Genomic DNA, 17,066 nt, shown 5'->3' with positions numbered 1-17,066 from the left:
CTTCCGAACATTAGTCTACAGCTTTTTTCTTTCGTTCGGATATTTTCTTGAATCAAGGGGACAGGTCCCGTTTTTCAAATTTGAAAAACGGGACCTGTCCCCTTGATTCACTACTAGGCCAGATGCAGAGGCTTTGCCGAAATCCCATGAGCGGCCTCCATAATGGCCTCCGGCAAAGTGGGATGAGCGTGAATGATCTTAGCCAGATCTTCAGCCTTTATCTTTTTCTCCACGGCCAGCACACATTCCTGAATCAGGCTGCTGGCCTGAGGTCCCATGATACTGGCGCCTATTACCACTCCCTCTTCATCAGCCAACAGCTTCACCAATCCCATGATTTCCCCTAAGGCTAAGGCTTTGCCATTGGCACTGAAAGGGAACTTACTGACCTTATAGTTTTGGCCTGAAGCCTTTAAAGCCTGCTCAGTCTCACCGACAGCGGCAATCTCCGGGTAGGTAAAGATGGCACTGGGTATCGCCCTTCCCTCCATACTAACCTGCTGCCCCGCCATATGCTCAGCCGCCACCATCCCCTGCATGGAGGCTACATGGGCAAGCATCGCCCCACCCACTACATCCCCAAGAGCATACACCTTGGGGACTGAGGTTTGCATCTGAGAGTTGACTTTGATAGCTCCCCGGTCCAGCTCAAGTCCTAAGGCATCCCCATGGATGCCACTGAGACTCGGTCTTCTGCCCGTAGCCAAAAGCACCTGTTGGGCCGGCAACTCCTTCAAGCCCTTCCCATCCTCAACGATAACCACCAAACCCTCTTCCTTAGGTTTGATTTCTCTTACAGAAGCCTTCGTTAAAATCTCCAGCCCGCTTCTTTTCAGTAAAGGAGCTAAGCGTTTGGGTATCTCTTCATCGATATTGGGAAGAAGAGCAGGAAGCATTTCCACCACACTAACCTTGACGCCAAATTCGTGGTAAATGGACGCAAACTCCAAACCAATCACGCCACCGCCGACGACCACCAGGCTATCGGGAAGAGTTTCCTGTTCGAGAAGCTCTTCGCTGGTCACCACTCCCGGGAGGTCCACACCGGGTACAGGAATCCTGGTCGGGATGGATCCCGTGGCCAAAACCAAATTCTCCACATGAAGCTCAACTTTGCCCGTTTCGGTCGTGACTTCAATCCGATTGGCCTCTTTTACCTCTCCCCACCCTTTCAGCACATTAATCTTTTTCGCCTTCATGAGCTGCTCAATGCCGCTTACTAAGGTATTGACCACTTCCTTTTTCCTTGCGGCAATTTGCGGGTAATGGAGCAACGCGCCCCCAAGCTGAATGCCGAATTCTTCGGCATGCTTTATTTCCCGCCATAACTCCGCGCTTTTGACCAAGGTCTTGGTGGGAATGCATCCTTTGTTCAGACAGGTCCCCCCCAAACGCTCTTTCTCAACCAAAACGACGGATAAGCCAAGCTGGGCAGCGCGTAAGGCGCAGACATAGCCCCCGGGACCTCCGCCTAAGATGCCAACCTGATACTGTTCCATTAGTTCTTCCTCCCTATACCTTAAAACCCGCGACCTGTTCTCTAAGTTCGATAGCCATACTTACCAAACTTTGAGCAGCCCCGGCAATATTCTGCATACTTGCCGCAACCTCAGCCGAAGCCTGCTCGATCTCCCTTGTGGACACTTCGGCTTCCGCCGCGATATATTCTACTTGCTGGGATTGATTGGTGACCCCTTCCATATGAGTTAAGATTTGCTCGCCGGAAGCGGCAATTTCCGAAATATCACTGGACACTTGTTTGGTGGACTTCACAATAATCTCCAAAGCCTGCCGGGCCGCCAAGGTCTGTTGTAAAGAATTCTCCACTTTCGAATCGGCCACTTTCATGGCGTCCACCGTGGCTGTAATGGTTTCCTGAATACCATTGGTGATCTCGGCTACCTCATCGGTAGAGACCGATACCCCTTCCGCTAACTTGCGAATCTCATCAGCTACTACCGCAAAACCCCGGCCATGCTCGCCGGCCCTGGCTGCTTCGATGGCAGCGTTGAGAGCCAAAAGATTGGTCTGACGCGCAATGGAAGCTATGGTCGCCGTAATCGAAACAATTTGCTGGGATTGCTCATCTAAATTCTTGATACGCTCGGAGGCCTCATCCACCGTGGTATTGGTATCCTGCATAGCCTGGACAATTCCCGATAGACCATCCAATCCCTTTTCGGCATTTCCTTGAGAAATACCTGCTTCCTGGGCCACCGAACGGGCTCGCTCCGCAATAATCTGAATAGTATCCTGCAGGGCCCTGAAGGAATCCATGGCCCGGGAGATAACCGTTCTTTGCTGGGCCATCCCATTGGACATTCCCGCTATATGTTGGCTGACTTCTTCATTCTTAGCCGCTATCTCCTCCGAGTTTGCGGAAAGCTCATCAATGGACTCAACCCATTCATTGGCCATGATTCTGATCTTATGAATGATCTCCCGGAAGTTTTTCGTCATCGCATTAAACGCCTGGGTCACTGCCGCCATTTCCGCACTGGTAACCTGAATTTGCGTGTTCAGCTCACCCTCCGCCACCTGCAATATCCCGATTTCCATCTGCTGAATAGGCTTTAAAAAACGATTATAATTCCGAAAAGAAGCCGCTACAGCAATCCCCAAACCCGCTATCAGATACCCCCCGCAAACCACCAACATTTCAAACTGAGGTAGTTTCAGAATAAATTGAATCACCGCGGCTATCACGACAACTGAAGGAATGACAACCTTCAAGGTCTGCCCGATATACTTGAAAAGGCTAACCTGCTTTAAATCCTCGGAGCCATTCATCACAAGGCTCATTGAGATACCCCCTCATAGATCTGGTGATTTTATCCCAGACTTTTCTTATTCTTTTGTCTAAATGATTCTCTTTGAATTTGCTTATTCCTTTTAAATTAACTAAAATTTCTGAATAATTCCAGGGTCTTCCCTCCGGCACGCCTACCTTCTTCCCTACAAAAAGAACCTATTCTGCACAACACAAAATAGGTTCTCCTTTTCCACCTATACTTATCTATTTAATTCGCTGCAATCACCTTGTTCAGCTTCTCTACCAGCTCATCCGGTTTCTTGCCATGGGTAAGTGCTGCTCCTTCAATGCTTTCCATCGTGGATGAAGGGCATCCTAAACAATGCATGCCTAATTCCAGAAAAGTCTGCACCGTCTGAGGATAGCTGCGTAAAACCTGACCCACTGTCATGTCCTTAGTGATCAAAGCCAAAACCTCCTAACTCCCTCTTACAATTCTCACTAAAATGGTCGGATTTATTATAACTTATTTTGCTTACTTGTTCAACTTTTTATGTCCGTGGTGTACCGCTTCAAGCCCGAAAAGCAGCCCAAGAATTTTGCTTTACAGCAGAGAGCGGATTTAAGCGAGCGGAGACAAAACTTCGCGAAGAGCATGCAGCGGAGAAAGGTTGGAAACAGGACGTTTCCAACCCGCCATTGAGCATGGAGCGATTTGGCGGGGCACCTTTCGGAGCGAAGGGCTTGAGCGTTAGTTTTGTCCGCGCAGCTTATGGAGCGACCGCTGTAAAGCAAAATCCTGGAGACTCGGCTTTCGGCTCGCTTTCAGCCATCAAACAAGATCAGCCTCAGCCAATTGGACTGCTGAACCATATGGACGGCATAGAGGATGTCTTCCCAGCGGAAAGCAGCCACCACCGCCGCGATCAGGAGAATGATACCAGGCACCCACAGAAAAGCGGCATAACCACCGCCAATACGATGGACATCCCGAACCTTGAGAGGGAGGAAAAGAAAGTTAAAGCCCATATAGACCAAGAAAGGCACTGAGCGGGGTATCCCCCAGGCCTGCAAGGCCCACAACACACCCACCGTCCAATTCCAGAAGTACCTTCTTTCCAGCCAAGCCGCCAAGCCTTTGGTATCAGGAGCCCCAGGCAGGTGCGGCGCCACCACGCCCACTTGCAGCAAACGCAATAAAGAAAACAAACTGCCCAAAATCACCCATATCAACCAGGGGGATTGCATCCTTATTCCTTCCCATAACGGCCATTGATTGGGAACCCACTGCGCCCAGGGAACCTCCGTGTTAAAAAGAAGGGCCGTCAGTATACCGGCCAGGGTCATTTGCCGGGTAATCATGGCCAAGCCCTGCCAGAACCACGCCATGCGCAAGGCACGTTTAGGCTTCTTATTCTGGAGCTCTTTGTATCGCCAGTTCACTGCCGCCAGGTTTGACCAGGCTACGATGACCAAAAAGACTGCCCAGATCACACTGACCCACTTTTCTGCAGGCCATAATCCCCCTCGGCTTCCTTGAGTCTCTTGAGGTTGCTGAATTTCTCCCCAAGATCCGACCCTTGATTCTTCATCGGTCAGATTTAAGTTGAAAGTGGGGATTGGCGCCGTTACAGAGCTGACTTCCTGCTCATAGGCTTTTACCAGGGACTGGGAGTTGTACTCCAAACCGATTCCGGAAGTATAAGCCCATACCGAGGGGTGAAGACTGGCTATTTTCGCCCATTCCCCCCACGCCCTGGGCTCGGGAAGACGTTGCGCCGGAACCATGGCACTGCCTGGCAGCTCTATCCACAGCCCTATCCCCGCTCGATCTGCTTCCAGCAGCCAATACTCATCCGGCTGCTGGCCGAGAAAGTAAATAAGATTATAACCTTGCTCCTTGCACTCCTTAAGCCAAGCTTCAATATCGCCTTGATTTCTCAGTTCAGCCTCTTTTTCCGGTGACAGAGCCAGCCCTTTAATGGGCAATTCCTTCCCATTCAAAAGAAACAGCCCATCCTGATATGCCAAAGATGTAAGCCCCAACGCAAAGGCAATATCGTCACGATCACCCCGCGAGTTGCTTACAGTCAAATACACTTGATAGAGATAAGGATCTTCCGGACTCCAAAGATGTCCATCAGGAATCTGAAAGGCCAGGCTCACATTCTGCACAGGGCTTTCATCGGAGTGAACTTGAGTTACGGCTTGAGCAATCTCTGCAGAGCCATCAGAAATTATCCCCTGAACAGTCCATGGTCCATATTCGGAAAACCCATGATGACTGAGCTGAAAATCAACTTGAACCCGGGCCATAGTATCTTCCCATGTCACCTGAGTGCGCGGGTTTTCAAGACTGGTCTCCATAACTGCTTGTAAAGCTATGCGCCCGGTAATCCTGCCTTTATCCGGATAGCCTGAGCCCAGAAAGGTGGCTTTCTGAGAAGAAGGTGCGGAAAGTTCCAGCAGGAGCAAATTATCCTGACCATGGTTTAAGGCTGTGACAGGAATCTGGATACGCTCGCTCCCCCCCTCGCCGACTATACTGCCAATGCGATGGGCACTTTCCATCCCGTTAAGATAAAGATCACAATGGCCATATACTCCATTGATCTGGAGCATAATGCTGCGGGCATTCCATTCAGCCGGGATTTTAAAGGTTTTCAGCGCCACTTGAAATTCCTTGCTTGAAGGAAGATAGCCATATTCCCCGCCTGTGATCGGCGAGTCGATCCCCTTTCCTTCCTGCTCCGTTTCCGTAATCCAGGCTTGGCGCAAGGAAGGGTAAATCTTCCACTGCCCTCCCAGGTCCATTTCCCAGCGGTCAACGCTGGCTAAAAAAGAGGAGGTTTTCAGGAACACCCCAGGTGTAGAATTCCAATTCCAAATCAACAGTCCCAGAGCTATAGCAAAAGTCAAAACCAATAAGTAAAGACGTTTATTAAACATAGTCGGTGTAAACCTTTCCTTTTGTTCGTTCTTAATTTCTAGATGGTCCGTTAAATTCCTTCAAGGAATCCCTCTATGAAAACAATCCGCACAATAAAAAAAGCCCGATCCATGACCAGACTTTAATCAATCGACTATCGTTTAATTCATCTTTTTTATATCCCGCGCCGCACATTGGGGACAGACCCCATAGAACTCAAGACGATGTCCATGGACTTGGAAGCCTGTATGGGAACCCACTTCTCTCTCCAATTCCAGCAGAGGACGATGGAAGTCGACGATTTTCCCACATTCAGTGCACGCCACATGGTAGTGATTGCTAGGATTCCCATCAAAACGGCTTGACATATCTCCATAGGAAAGCTCCAAGATATGTCCATGTTCTTTCAACATGTTTAAGGTATTGTATATAGTTCCCAAACTTACACCGGGAAACTTCGCCTTGACATGATGATAGATTTCCTCAGCTGTCGGATGAGTATCCGTACCTAAAAGAAACTCTAAAATAGCCTGACGCTGGGGAGTAAATCGTACCCCTTTGTCCTTAAGCTGCTTAAGAATTTCGATGGCAGTCATGAACTCATCTCCTTGCATTTTAAAATAATTATTATTTTTAGTTTAATGAAAAATATATAAATTGTCAAGATAAAAAAACAATATTTCTTTAAAATTAGGACTTTAGTCCTAGTGAACCACTTTTTATCATCAGCTCGGCTGAATAAATTAAAAAGGGAGTCAAAAGACTCCCTTTTTAAGAACATGAATTAAGCTGGATTTGGAGCGCCAGTCGGGCAAACTCCAGCACAAGAACCACAATCAGTGCAAGTATCGGCATCAATGACGTAAAGATCATCTCCGGCGCTGATCGCACCTACTGGACATTCTGCTTCACAAGCTCCGCAGCTGATGCACTCAGAATTAATTACATATGCCATTGTATACAACCCCTTTCTCCCCATTCTCAATTGTCACTATAACATAAAGAAAGAAAGTTAGGCAATATGTAATCCAATATTTTGTCCAGCTCAGAAAAACTTATTCATTTTGCATCCCCAACCATCAGGACCTTAGAGATCCCGATCCGGCCGATAAGGAACCTGATAGAGTCTCCTCATACACTGGGCGCAATAGGGCAGCATCCGATTGCTGACATGATTTCTCCGAAAAAGCACTCTGTCCAAATCTTCATGTTCAAATCCGCAGGAACGACATTTTTCTAACACCCTGACTAACCTCCTAGTTTGTGAGCTTATGAACGATGTGTTTACACCTATAGTATGCCTCACAAATCCAGGGTTTAAACAAACCCGGTTGATTTCTTCAGGATATCCTGCAAATGCCCTAAGGTATTGCATTCAAACATTTGGCAATAAGGTTGAAAAAGCTCGATGGCTCTGACATCTTTCCAGCGTTTCTCGGGTAAGGTGTTCAACCAGATGATCTCCCTGACTTTGCCGCGGGTCTTCTTTAAATAGACGGCGGCCTTTTCCCCTTCAAGAGTTTGCGCATCACTGAGGATGAAGAGCACCGTCCGGCGGCTGAGGGAACTACCATAATGCTCATGGAGTTCCTCCAGAGACACGGCAAGATTGGTACCCCCGCCAAATTCCCCCACTAAATCCGTCATCGAAGTGTTGAGCATCCCCTGAAAAGTTTGAGCGCCTCTCAGCTTAGAGGTAATATTAACCAAATGGCTGGCAAAGACATAGGTCTCGATTCCGGAAACCAAGCTGGTTAAACCATAGATAAATTGCAGGATAAACTCCGTATATTTCAACATGGAGCCCGACATATCGCAGACAAGCACAAATTTGGGCTTACCCTTGCGCCGTTTACGATAGGTTTGCTTTAATAAGACTCCTCCATAACGCAGATTTTCCCGGACGGTGCGCCGCATATCCAGGCTTCCCCGTTTTCCCTGACCCAGTCTGCGGGAGACCTGAGAAGCAAGCCTGCGGGATAAGCGGCGGATTAATTTACTGACCTCAGGCCATTCCTCCGGGGGGATATCTTTCAAATCCTTAGTCAGATAATGCATTTCCTTTTGGCGCATAGCCCGCTGGGCTTCGTTCAATAACCCTTCCTGCCCCGGAGGTGTAATTGGAAAATCTTCTCCCAGCTTGCGCTTCCAGTATTCCAGGGAGCCATGAAGCATTTTTTCCACCATGGGTTGGAAAGAGTGATCCAGCTGCATCCCATTTCTCGTCCCCTCTTCTGACCGTTCAAGAAACTGCTTCAACCGCTCTTTTTCCGCTTCCGGAAGGTTCATGTACGTTGCCAGCTGTTCATCGGAGAACTTCAGCTCTTCGCCCTGAAAACGCAATTCCTCCCGGCTCTGGGCCACTCCTTTTTTCCAGCTCTCCGCTTTCTCCTGAGCCTTCCGCTGCCAGGCGGACTTGGCCTCAGGCGGGGCAAAGAACACACGAAAGACCTCTTGGAACCAGGGAAGCTGATTCACGGATTTTACCAAAGTACTCTGCAAAATCCCTTCTACCCGGGACTTATCTTCCATGCCGATGAGGGTTAACCCCTGCAGCGCATCCTGAAACTCAGTGAGGTTGACCGAGATGCCCCCTTCACGCAGAAGGCCAATAAATTCCAGCAGATGACGATCCAATTCACTTCGTTGCACTAAAGACGCACCCCTTACATCCCTTTCGTCTCCCAGATAAGCCGCTCTGCTCCCATCTCCCGATAGAAAAGCTCCAGATCTTCCTTGCTTTTGAGGAGCAGATTCAGAGTAGCCTCTACCCAGGCAGGGTCAAGCTCCGTTTTCCCCATGACCAATAAAGCTTTGGCCCAATCCATGGTCTCGGCAATGGAAGGAAGCTTTTGCAAAGCCAGGCGCTCCCGCAGAATACCGACGGCCTTAGCCACCTGAAAGGCCAATTTATCAGGTAACTCAGGATATTTGGTACGGAGAATCCTCACTTCCTTCTCCACGGTGGGGGGATTGACATGGAGAAAGATACAGCGCCGTTTGAGGGCGTCAGATAATTCCCGTTCACCATTGGTGGTTAAAATTACAAAAGGACGCCTTTTCGCTTTGACCGTTCCCATTTCGGGAATCGTTACCTGGAATTCACCTAAAACCTCCAGCAAAAAAGCCTCGAATTCCGCATCGGTCTTATCGATCTCATCAATCAGCAATATGGTGTATTCATCACTCATCAGTCCCTGCAAAAGGGGGCGGGGCAAGAGGTAATCCAGCCCAAATAAGTCCTCTTCCTTAAGACCCTCCTCTCTCATTTGAATTCTGATCAGCTGCCTCTGATAATTCCATTCATAGAGAGCTTTGTTCTCATCAAGTCCCTCATAACACTGGAGACGAATAAGAGGCGCGGCAAATACCTGGCTCAACACTTTGGCAATTTCCGTCTTTCCCACACCAGGGGGTCCGGCCACCAGAATCGGTTTTTCCAGTTGGGCGGCTAGATAGGCTGTGAGGGCGATTCGATCCTCTTTCTCCGTTATATAGCCTTGTTTTGTCAATTCCTGTTCAAATTGATCCAGCGAAATATCCAATTTCATGAGCTCTCCTCCTCCATAGTATCCATCATAGCACGAAACCAACATTATGAAAATTCAGAAATCTTCTCGTGAAACTTTTACTTTTTAGTTATTTTAGCAAAAAATCCGCAGCTCCCCCAAGGAATTTACGGATTTTATAATTTGCAGATATGTGCAGCTATGCGCTCTTCTAAGCCAATATTTGTGGCTGGTCATTATCTTCGAAGCCCAGGGGCAATACATCAATGATGGCTTCCCCGATGATTTTCTGTACATCATTAATCATGCGCGATATACGAAATTCTGCTTCCAAGTACTCCCGGGCCGCAGGATTAAGACTTAACAAACTGTATAGACGTTCAAGCTCCTGCTGCTTGCCTTGTGAGATATCCAGCTGAAAAAGCTGTGCTTGCTGGATTTCAAATTGCTTCATCTGGAAATCGCGAATCATTTTGTACTGGCCTTCATCAGCTTTCATCAACTCTTTGGCGACGATAAAGTCGCGATACTCATCAGATTCTTTGATTTGCTGAGCCAATTGCTGGGCTGTCTCGTAAATAGACATCTTCCCAACCCCTCTCCCTCTTCCGCTTTAACCTTACTCTCTTATTATTCAATAACCACCTCATAAAATCCTTCGCCTCATACTTTGTAACACTTAAAACTCATATTGCCTGATGAGTACTAGCCGTTAAAAGGCGTAGAATATTCCAGGGGAAGGCTTTGGATAATGAGCTGCTCCAGCACTTCATAAGCCTGAAGGCGGCTGTAGGCCAGAAGATCATCCCATTTCCTTCTTTCGAATTCCCAGGGTGAATAGGCCGATACCCGGCTGGCAAAGCCGATGGGGCGTCCTTCGCCGAGGAGCTTTTCCAGCCTCCGGGCTGCCAGACTCACCGGACCATTGGGGCGTGCCGTACAGAAAATCGGCTCCAGACATAGTGCCGGTTTATCTTTGTAAGTCACCAGCAAACTTTGTTTATATAAAGGCTCTACCCCTACCTTTTCCTTTTGAATCTCCTCCCGCAAAAGAGAGGGTTCCAGAACATCCTGAGCACCAAGCCCCCGCCAAAACTCCTTCTCAGCAACATAGTTTATCGGCGCTCGCAAAGCCATCGCTCCCATTTGCCGGGCAAAGCGGGTGACCATTTCCGCAAATTCACGTTCACCAGCATTCTTGACTGTTAACCCCATCATCACGATCAATCGTTCCGAGGAACTAATCAGCAGCTCCCCCGCGCTCTGCTCTTCCCCCATGCGCAGAATCTGATATCCAGGGAGCAGCTGTAAGGAGGTCTTGATTTCCTTTCCCCGCTCCGTTAAAAACGCTCCCAAAGCTTCGGCCCAATCGGTCAAACCTTCTTCATCCCAATCTCCCAAGGGATTTAAAGCTAATTCCATCCACGGCATACACTCTCTCCTATCCTGATCCTATGTTTTCCATAGTTTGGCTTCGGATCAGGATTTCTATCCCGAGAATTTACCGAGGCTAAAAATTCTTCTTTAATTCCTCGTCCAACCATTGATCAAGGTTAGCCGGAAAGACGGGAGTCGTCTCCAAATAGTCCAATATTTTTTCACCCCAATAGGGATCAAAATGGATTCCCAATATGAAACGCATCTCTTTAATGACTGCACCGGGGTCCTGGGATTTATTTTTATGCCGGCGGACCTCAACATCCCTGACATAATGATCGAAAACCCGCACCCCCCGTGCCAGTAAGGGAATTTCCGTGCCCTTCAAGCGATAAGGATAGCCGTCTCCGGAATAGTTCTCGTGATGGGATACCACGCCTTTGGCAATCCTCTCCCAGAAACGATTGCCGGTCCTTTTATAATAGTCCATGACAATCTCTTCGGAGACGAGAGGATGTTCGACCATATAGCCCCATAGTCTAAGCAGCGCCTCCCGTTCGAGATCTTTTAAACGTTCACCGGAAAGAAGTATTTCTAGGGGCCAGCGGAGTTTGGCGATATCATGCAAAAGTCCTGTCGCCACAAATTCATTTCGTGTAACCCAAGCCTGCTTGACAAACTGCTTTCCCATGTCCGTTTCTGCGAAACGATTCATCAGGTAGCCTACCCTTAAGCTATGGTAATAGCTTATATCATCCACCCACGCCAAGTCCGTGAGCAGCTGTCGTATTTCATTACCGTACATACATGATTTCCTTTCCGCCATTCCGGAACAGGGGAGCAGGTTTCCTGCCCCATTCCGCCCACTGCCGCCGCTCAGCTTTCACAGCGGGTAATATTCTTTTTGTCCATGGTCAAATCCAATAATATCTTTTATCCCCAAATCTTTCAGAAGTTGGGCAGCCCTCCCGGCATCACGTCCTACATGCTCCGCTCTATGGGCATCTGAGCTCAAGGTCATGGGAATGCCGCGACGCTTAATCTCTTGAATGATTTTCACCTCAGGGTAATATTCACCTACCGGTTTGTACCGTCCGGCGGTGTTAAGCTCGATGACCAGCCCCTTTTTTTGAATCTGCGCCAATGCCCCGCCTGCTAAACGAAGAATATCCGTCCGGGGCCGGACTCCAAAAAGCTTTATGAGATCGAAATGACCCATGGTGGTAAAAAGATCGCTGGCAGCCGCCATCTCCACCCAACGAAAATACTCCTCATACATCCCATCCGGATCTTTCTGACGATGAACGGCCTCCTCCTCAGGATAATCGAAAGCCCACCCATTCAGCTCATGAACAGAGCCTATGACAAAGTCAAAAGGAAATTGCTCCAAGAGGGTTTTGATTTTCCCCTCATCTGACGGTCGATAATCCACTTCCAGGCCGACAGCAACCTTTAGATCAGGATACTCTTCAGCCACTTCCCGGATCAGCGGCAGATTCAGCTCGTTATAATAAACATCATGATCCGCGAAGCCGATCTGTTTCAGACCCACCCTCCGGGCTTGATCCAGGAACTCCCGTATCGTTTCCGCCGTGGCCAAACGATCCCCATGACCGGTAAGGTGTACATGCATATCCAACATCCCTTGGTCCTCCGTTCAACTATTCTGCACACCGGTCTTCACCACAAGATAAGGCTTCAGCTCAATCTCAGCTTTCCCCAGGAGGGTCTCAGCCCCAGCCAAATCTCTAAAGAAGTTCCCGTTGATCTTCACATCCCGTTTGCCAACAATTTTACCCTTCAGGATACGCAAACTTTGCGGGGCACTGAGGGAATAATCCCCGGAAACACTGTTCTGGGTGTGCATCCCTAAAACAGAGAGAATCAGAATTCCATCCTCAATCCCCTCAAGCACCTCTTCCCAGGGCTTCTCCTGAGCAGACTTAAGATAGAGTCCTGAGGTTCCGTAGGAGATACCTGTGGGAGGTGCTCCCCAGGCTTTGGCGTCCTTCATCCGCAGGATGGGACTGTGCAGGCTTCCCCGTTGAATCAGTACCGTTTGCTTAGCCGGCACTCCTTCTGACGTCAAGAGATAAGAACTCCATTCCAGAGGGCGGAGAGGATCCACATAGAGACTCAGATCTTCATGAAAAACCAGCTGATGATTTTTAAAATCTTCGACTTTAAAAGCGCTTTGTCCTTCCAAGATGGTTTGCCCGACAAGATTTGGGTAGATAAATTGCCCCAAAAGCTCACCGACAACACTGGGTGAAAACACCACTGCAGTTTGGGCGTTAATCCCGGAAGACTCCTTCTGCAATGCCTCATAATAGCCCAGGGTTCGCTGCCAAAGAATTTCCCATTCTTCAGGGCGAATCAGCCTGCGCTTGGCAAATCCTGCCCCTACCAAGCTGTCAAAGGAATAAGAAAGGGCATATTGGGACTGCTGGTGGCTGACGGCTAAGCCATGGGAGTTCCGATTGTGCCGATACCCCCAGCTTGCTTGAATACCGGCATTGAGATGAATTCCTGAGGGAGTGTCACCCAGCAGCTTGGCCAGTTGCTCGAAGAGAATTCCATCCTCACCGGCCAAAATCCTCTCTATTCCCTGGTCCTCTACTGTTACTAATGGCAAAGGCTCAGGAGCGGGGATATCCGCTCCCCCCGGATCTTCGTAAGCACCCTGGCGCCATTCCTCCAGCTGACTCTGCCAATATGCGTTTCCCTCATGGGGAGGAGGGGTTTGGACCTGAGCCTGGGTTAATCGTCCATCCTCCCAAATAATATAGACTTCTCCACTCTCTCCTTGACGGCTGCTGGGCGGAGTGTAGACACTGCCCAGGGAGTTTTCTTTAATTCCCAGGGAGATAAGCCTGGCTTCCTGAACCATCAATCTCCAGTCCCGGATTCTTAATTCATCGTTTAAGGGTTCCTTTTTGGCTCTTTGGAGGAATCCCTCAAGCTGTTTCACAAGTTTCATCATTGCTCTCCCCCCAATGTCACATATTCATCCTGATCAAGGAGGAGGTAACGGTGACTGCCGCCGCTGGAGGGAACCGATTGTCCGCCTTTACCGCAAGTTCCGATAGCGTCAAAGCATCCCCCGCCCAATCCGGCCCGAATAGCCTGCAACGCCGAAAGAATTTTACCGCTAAAAATGCTGGGCTGGTAGATGGTTAAATTGGGATCAGCCACATCGACGATTCCATCACATTGAAAGACAAAATCACCGGTCTTCGGGTTAACCTGACCTCCCCGATACCCTAAAAGCAGGAGATGTTTTCCTTCATCATGAAGCTCCCCCGCCGCCATCAAGGTCTGGCGCACCTGGGAGATCTCTGCCATCAAATCGGAGGTAGGGGCTAAAGGAAGGACATGATCCACCAGCAAACGAATATTGGTCATCCGCGGCAGAGGAATATGTCCATAACTTTCCGCCCTTCCGGCCCCTGAGACAGGTATACCGGCCTTATGGGCTGAAAAGATATCGCCTAAGCCTGCTTGCAGCACGCCGTCTTTCACGATCTCCACCGTTTCCCGTACCAGACCATTAGCGGAAAAAGGCTGATAGGCCCAATCCCCCTCTAAAGGACCATCGATAATATGTACCCCGGGACGGGCTACTTGCAGGCCTTTTCTCAGCTTCCCTACTTCCCCCAGCACGGACTCCTGCATATGATCCGACTCCACCGCATGTCCAAAAGCCTCATGAGCCAGCCCCTTGGCCAATCCATAATCAATAATCAACGGATAATGACCGCTGGGCAAATGGGGAGCCACACAGACCTGCTTGGCAAATTCTCCCCGCTCAACCCCTCTTCGCTCCAGATCGGAATCCTCTTTTTCCAAAATCAGGAGCCCGGCATCCACCCCGCTCCGTTGTACAAGGGCATTCTTAGCCCGTCCCTGCACCCTGACCGTCACCTGATGCATCAGCACGGCCCGGGGGACTACATAGGACACTAAGGTTCCATCGGTCCGCCCGATACACCAACTATCTTCCACCTGACGATAACTGGTCTGCCAGGCATGTTCCGGACTTCGATTCAGCAAACGCTTATGTAAAAACATCACCTGTTCCTGCAATTCAGCTAAGGAAAAATGAGCAAACTCCAGCTTGGCCGGATTGGGACCTTCAGCCTTTAAAGGAGAAGCGTCGTAGATGGTGCGGTTTAATTCTGCTCCTAATTTAGCGTTATGTTCGGCCAGGGACATCGCCCTTTTCATAGCCTCCCTTCCCGCCTCCACCGTCAAAGCATCCACAGAAGCAAATCCCGAGGCTCCTTCCGGAGTAAAGGCCTGAACGCCGATTCCCCTCTCTCTGGCGGTAGACACTCTTTCAAAGCGCCCATTGTTAAGCCTTAGGGACCATTCGCGTCTCGCTTGAGCACGCACAAGGCAATAACCACCTTCCTGGGTTTGGGGGCCATCCTGCAGGATCCTTTGCACTATGTCTGATATTTCTTTCTGATCCACACTATTCCTCCATTAACAAGCTTTTCTCTATTATACCACTGTCCTTGCTGAACATAATCTTCATTATGAAATTCTGAGCTACTTTTCGCACCAAAAAATTTTACCCTACATGTATATTGGCAAATTTCCTGGGACACAATGAAGATAGTCTCACGTTTTCCAATTTTTTATCCCCACTCCTCTCTTTTACTTCACTTGCGGCTGATTGTCGCAAGCTTTTTTTTGCCTAAGCAAACAAATATGATCAGCAGTGTGGAAGTGTGGAAACCTGAAAATCTGTAAGTCTCATATGCCGGAAAATGCAAGGAAATCTATTGATCTCCCTGCATTTTTTCTTTTAATCTTTAAGCACCTTGACCATGAGCTTCCGCTCTTCCGCAAAACCAAGGCTCTGATATAATTTTACGGCCTGGACGTTATGAGAACTAACTGCTAAACCAAGATATTCAATCCCTTGCTCCCGGCAATAGGTTTCTGCGGCCTCCATCAGAACCCTGCCGATGCCATGGTTGCGATAGTCTTCGAGAACCGCAATATCCATAACCCATCCTTGAGGTAATCCCGTCAGCTCTTCCACAGCATTGGGATAAAGAACTAAAAAGCCTGCCGGCTTTTCTTGCTCCATCTCAGCAATAAACACCTTAGAGCCGCTTTGATTGATCCATGTCCAGAAGTTTTTCAGCATCTTGATCCGATACTTCATGGTCTCTTCCATGGGCTGCTGACGCCATGGCGAAATATTCACCGGAATAACCCTCTTGGCTAGTTCATACATAAATGGCCAGTCCTTTACCGTTCCCTGGCGAATGAGCATACCATCACCCCTTGGGATAATTTACGCTCCTCCGGGAAGAGATGCTCCTGTTCTGCTAACGAAAATTTACCCATATAATTTATGGATGCCTCGAAGAGATTCCTTAAGCGGGCTATGTAGACCCTATCAATGCAGACTCTATAAAAGAAAGGAGAGGCCGCGATCTTGACCATTCTCCTTGCCTTAACCCTGGGGCTTGCCTTTCTCCTTTATGGTATGCATATTCTGCGGTATGGACTTCAAGCCTTTGCCGGTGACACCTTCCGCAATCTTCTCTATCAAATGACCGCCACCCCCTGGCGGGGATTCTGGAGCGGAACCCTGGCAACAGCTGTACTCCAATCCAGCACGGCACTGACAGTTATGGCCGTCTCTTTTGTCGATTCCGGCCTTATTTCCTTTCGCAACGCTTTAGGGCTGATCTTAGGCAGCAATATAGGTACGACTGTGACCACCCAGCTGCTGGCCCTACCCCTGGAACCGATGATTCCCTATGCCCTTTTAATAGGTGGATTAGGCTATCTTTTTTTTCCTCAGCGCTGGCGCTATCTGGCCCTTTCCTGCTTAGGTTTAAGTTTTCTCTTTCTTGCCTTAAACCTTTTGGAAAGCGGTATGGCTCCTTTGGCTGAGGTGGATTGGGTGCAGGAATTACTCCATCAATTGGGGGATCACCATTTCCAGGGGATCATCGCCGGCACTCTGCTTTCTGCCGTCCTCCACTCCTCAGCAGCTACCACGGGAATCGTCATGATACTCGCTTCAGACGGTTGCATTACCCTGCCTACAGCCATCGCCTTTATCTTCGGAGCCAATATCGGCACCTGCTTTACAGCTGTCATAGCCTCATTGGCCACTAACCGGGCGGCCCAGCGGGTAGCCCTCTTCCACGTCCTTTTAAACCTCTTCGGTGCACTTATTTTCTTTCCCTTCCTAACGCCACTCGCTCTTTTCCTGCAATGGCTCGGGGGGCCTGTCAGTCTTCAGGTTGCCAATGCTCATACCCTTTTCAATGTGCTGTCCTCTCTCATTGCCATGCCTTTTCTGCCTCTGGCGGCCCGGCTTTTGGAGCGGATACGCTGAGTTAGCCTCTTTTTTGCAGGTATCGCAAGCATAGTAGGCTCTGTCAAAAGCTGATCTCCAGGATTTTGATTTACACCGGTCGCTCCATAAGCTGCGCGGACAAAACTACCGCTCAAGCCCTCCGCTCCG

General features: G+C 49.1%; 17 protein-coding genes and 1 pseudogene. 1 reads left to right on the top strand and 17 read right to left on the bottom strand.

Going from position 1 to position 17,066, the window contains the following annotated elements:
- Positions 1-113: 113 nt before the first annotated feature.
- The 16 genes from lpdA to DESLBE_RS22415 form a co-directional block, all read right to left on the bottom strand.
- Complete coding sequence (gene lpdA / locus DESLBE_RS22485) at positions 114-1,499, bottom strand: dihydrolipoyl dehydrogenase (protein ID WP_058491074.1); 1,386 nt, start codon at positions 1,497-1,499, stop codon at positions 114-116.
- A gap of 13 nt (positions 1,500-1,512) precedes the next feature.
- Positions 1,513-2,802 (bottom strand): HAMP domain-containing methyl-accepting chemotaxis protein, encoded by a 1,290-nt coding sequence (locus DESLBE_RS22480; protein ID WP_018306098.1) that lies wholly within the window; start codon positions 2,800-2,802, stop codon positions 1,513-1,515.
- 218 nt (positions 2,803-3,020) lie between these two features.
- Positions 3,021-3,218: a DUF1858 domain-containing protein gene (locus tag DESLBE_RS22475; protein WP_005809809.1), complete on the bottom strand. Its 198-nt coding sequence runs from the start codon at positions 3,216-3,218 to the stop codon at positions 3,021-3,023.
- A gap of 359 nt (positions 3,219-3,577) precedes the next feature.
- Positions 3,578-5,701: a beta-galactosidase gene (locus tag DESLBE_RS22470; protein WP_058491076.1), complete on the bottom strand. Its 2,124-nt coding sequence runs from the start codon at positions 5,699-5,701 to the stop codon at positions 3,578-3,580.
- A 141-nt stretch (positions 5,702-5,842) separates the two neighbouring features.
- Positions 5,843-6,277 carry a transcriptional repressor gene (locus tag DESLBE_RS22465; RefSeq protein ID WP_011460706.1) on the bottom strand — a complete coding sequence of 145 codons (435 nt, stop codon included), beginning with the start codon at positions 6,275-6,277 and terminating at the stop codon, positions 5,843-5,845.
- Positions 6,278-6,465: 188 nt separating this feature from the next.
- Positions 6,466-6,636: a 4Fe-4S binding protein gene (locus tag DESLBE_RS22460; RefSeq protein WP_005809805.1), complete on the bottom strand. Its 171-nt coding sequence runs from the start codon at positions 6,634-6,636 to the stop codon at positions 6,466-6,468.
- A gap of 132 nt (positions 6,637-6,768) precedes the next feature.
- Complete coding sequence (locus DESLBE_RS26700; RefSeq protein WP_005809802.1) at positions 6,769-6,924, bottom strand: hypothetical protein; 156 nt, start codon at positions 6,922-6,924, stop codon at positions 6,769-6,771.
- Positions 6,925-6,998: 74 nt separating this feature from the next.
- A complete protein-coding gene (locus DESLBE_RS22455) occupies positions 6,999-8,333 on the bottom strand; it encodes a VWA domain-containing protein (RefSeq protein WP_058491080.1) in 1,335 nt (444 codons plus the stop codon).
- A 14-nt stretch (positions 8,334-8,347) separates the two neighbouring features.
- Complete coding sequence (locus DESLBE_RS22450; protein ID WP_058491082.1) at positions 8,348-9,232, bottom strand: MoxR family ATPase; 885 nt, start codon at positions 9,230-9,232, stop codon at positions 8,348-8,350.
- Positions 9,233-9,401: 169 nt separating this feature from the next.
- A complete protein-coding gene (locus DESLBE_RS22445) occupies positions 9,402-9,776 on the bottom strand; it encodes a YlbF family regulator (RefSeq protein ID WP_015945006.1) in 375 nt (124 codons plus the stop codon).
- A gap of 119 nt (positions 9,777-9,895) precedes the next feature.
- The gene (locus DESLBE_RS22440) at positions 9,896-10,621 is read right to left on the bottom strand and encodes a hypothetical protein (RefSeq protein ID WP_058491084.1); all 726 of its coding nucleotides are present in this window, start codon (positions 10,619-10,621) and stop codon (positions 9,896-9,898) included.
- Between the two features lie 79 nt (positions 10,622-10,700).
- Positions 10,701-11,372, bottom strand: a complete 672-nt coding sequence (locus DESLBE_RS22435) for an HD domain-containing phosphohydrolase (RefSeq protein WP_058491085.1) — start codon at positions 11,370-11,372, stop codon at positions 10,701-10,703.
- A gap of 78 nt (positions 11,373-11,450) precedes the next feature.
- Positions 11,451-12,209: a histidinol-phosphatase HisJ family protein gene (locus tag DESLBE_RS22430; protein ID WP_144678252.1), complete on the bottom strand. Its 759-nt coding sequence runs from the start codon at positions 12,207-12,209 to the stop codon at positions 11,451-11,453.
- A gap of 15 nt (positions 12,210-12,224) precedes the next feature.
- The gene (locus DESLBE_RS22425; RefSeq protein WP_058491088.1) at positions 12,225-13,550 is read right to left on the bottom strand and encodes a metallopeptidase TldD-related protein; all 1,326 of its coding nucleotides are present in this window, start codon (positions 13,548-13,550) and stop codon (positions 12,225-12,227) included.
- On the bottom strand, positions 13,547-15,043 hold the full coding sequence (locus DESLBE_RS22420; protein ID WP_058491090.1) for a TldD/PmbA family protein: 1,497 nt from the start codon (positions 15,041-15,043) through the stop codon (positions 13,547-13,549). Before DESLBE_RS22420 ends, DESLBE_RS22425 begins: the two co-directional genes overlap by 4 nt.
- A 337-nt stretch (positions 15,044-15,380) precedes the next feature.
- Positions 15,381-15,857: a GNAT family N-acetyltransferase gene (locus DESLBE_RS22415; RefSeq protein WP_058491092.1), complete on the bottom strand. Its 477-nt coding sequence runs from the start codon at positions 15,855-15,857 to the stop codon at positions 15,381-15,383.
- A gap of 165 nt (positions 15,858-16,022) precedes the next feature.
- Between DESLBE_RS22415 and DESLBE_RS22410 the strand changes: the two genes are divergently transcribed.
- Complete coding sequence (locus DESLBE_RS22410; RefSeq protein WP_058491094.1) at positions 16,023-16,937, top strand: Na/Pi cotransporter family protein; 915 nt, start codon at positions 16,023-16,025, stop codon at positions 16,935-16,937.
- On the opposite strand, the pseudogene DESLBE_RS27165 reads toward DESLBE_RS22410, so the two are convergent.
- Positions 16,853-17,066: pseudogene (locus DESLBE_RS27165) on the bottom strand (hypothetical protein); the annotation flags it as partial. The gene DESLBE_RS22410 and the pseudogene DESLBE_RS27165 sit on opposite strands and share 85 nt — an antisense overlap.

This window comes from Desulfitobacterium sp. LBE (assembly GCF_007830365.1).
GTDB classification, from domain to species: domain Bacteria; phylum Bacillota; class Desulfitobacteriia; order Desulfitobacteriales; family Desulfitobacteriaceae; genus Desulfitobacterium; species Desulfitobacterium hafniense.
This window is presented reverse-complemented; position numbering and strand designations above follow the sequence as displayed.

Bases quoted from the DNA above. Each gene is read 5' to 3' on its own strand.
- lpdA (WP_058491074.1), bottom strand. From the start codon at position 1,499: ATGGAACAGTATCAGGTTGGCATCTTAGGCGGAGGTCCCGGGGGCTAT.
- DESLBE_RS22480 (WP_018306098.1), bottom strand. From the start codon at position 2,802: ATGAGCCTTGTGATGAATGGCTCCGAGGATTTAAAGCAGGTTAGCCTT.
- DESLBE_RS22470 (WP_058491076.1), bottom strand. From the start codon at position 5,701: ATGTTTAATAAACGTCTTTACTTATTGGTTTTGACTTTTGCTATAGCT.
- DESLBE_RS22465 (WP_011460706.1), bottom strand. From the start codon at position 6,277: ATGACTGCCATCGAAATTCTTAAGCAGCTTAAGGACAAAGGGGTACGA.
- DESLBE_RS22460 (WP_005809805.1), bottom strand. From the start codon at position 6,636: ATGGCATATGTAATTAATTCTGAGTGCATCAGCTGCGGAGCTTGTGAA.
- DESLBE_RS22450 (WP_058491082.1), bottom strand. From the start codon at position 9,232: ATGAAATTGGATATTTCGCTGGATCAATTTGAACAGGAATTGACAAAA.
- DESLBE_RS22445 (WP_015945006.1), bottom strand. From the start codon at position 9,776: ATGTCTATTTACGAGACAGCCCAGCAATTGGCTCAGCAAATCAAAGAA.
- DESLBE_RS22440 (WP_058491084.1), bottom strand. From the start codon at position 10,621: ATGCCGTGGATGGAATTAGCTTTAAATCCCTTGGGAGATTGGGATGAA.
- DESLBE_RS22435 (WP_058491085.1), bottom strand. From the start codon at position 11,372: ATGTACGGTAATGAAATACGACAGCTGCTCACGGACTTGGCGTGGGTG.
- DESLBE_RS22430 (WP_144678252.1), bottom strand. From the start codon at position 12,209: ATGTTGGATATGCATGTACACCTTACCGGTCATGGGGATCGTTTGGCC.
- DESLBE_RS22425 (WP_058491088.1), bottom strand. From the start codon at position 13,550: ATGATGAAACTTGTGAAACAGCTTGAGGGATTCCTCCAAAGAGCCAAA.
- DESLBE_RS22415 (WP_058491092.1), bottom strand. From the start codon at position 15,857: ATGCTCATTCGCCAGGGAACGGTAAAGGACTGGCCATTTATGTATGAA.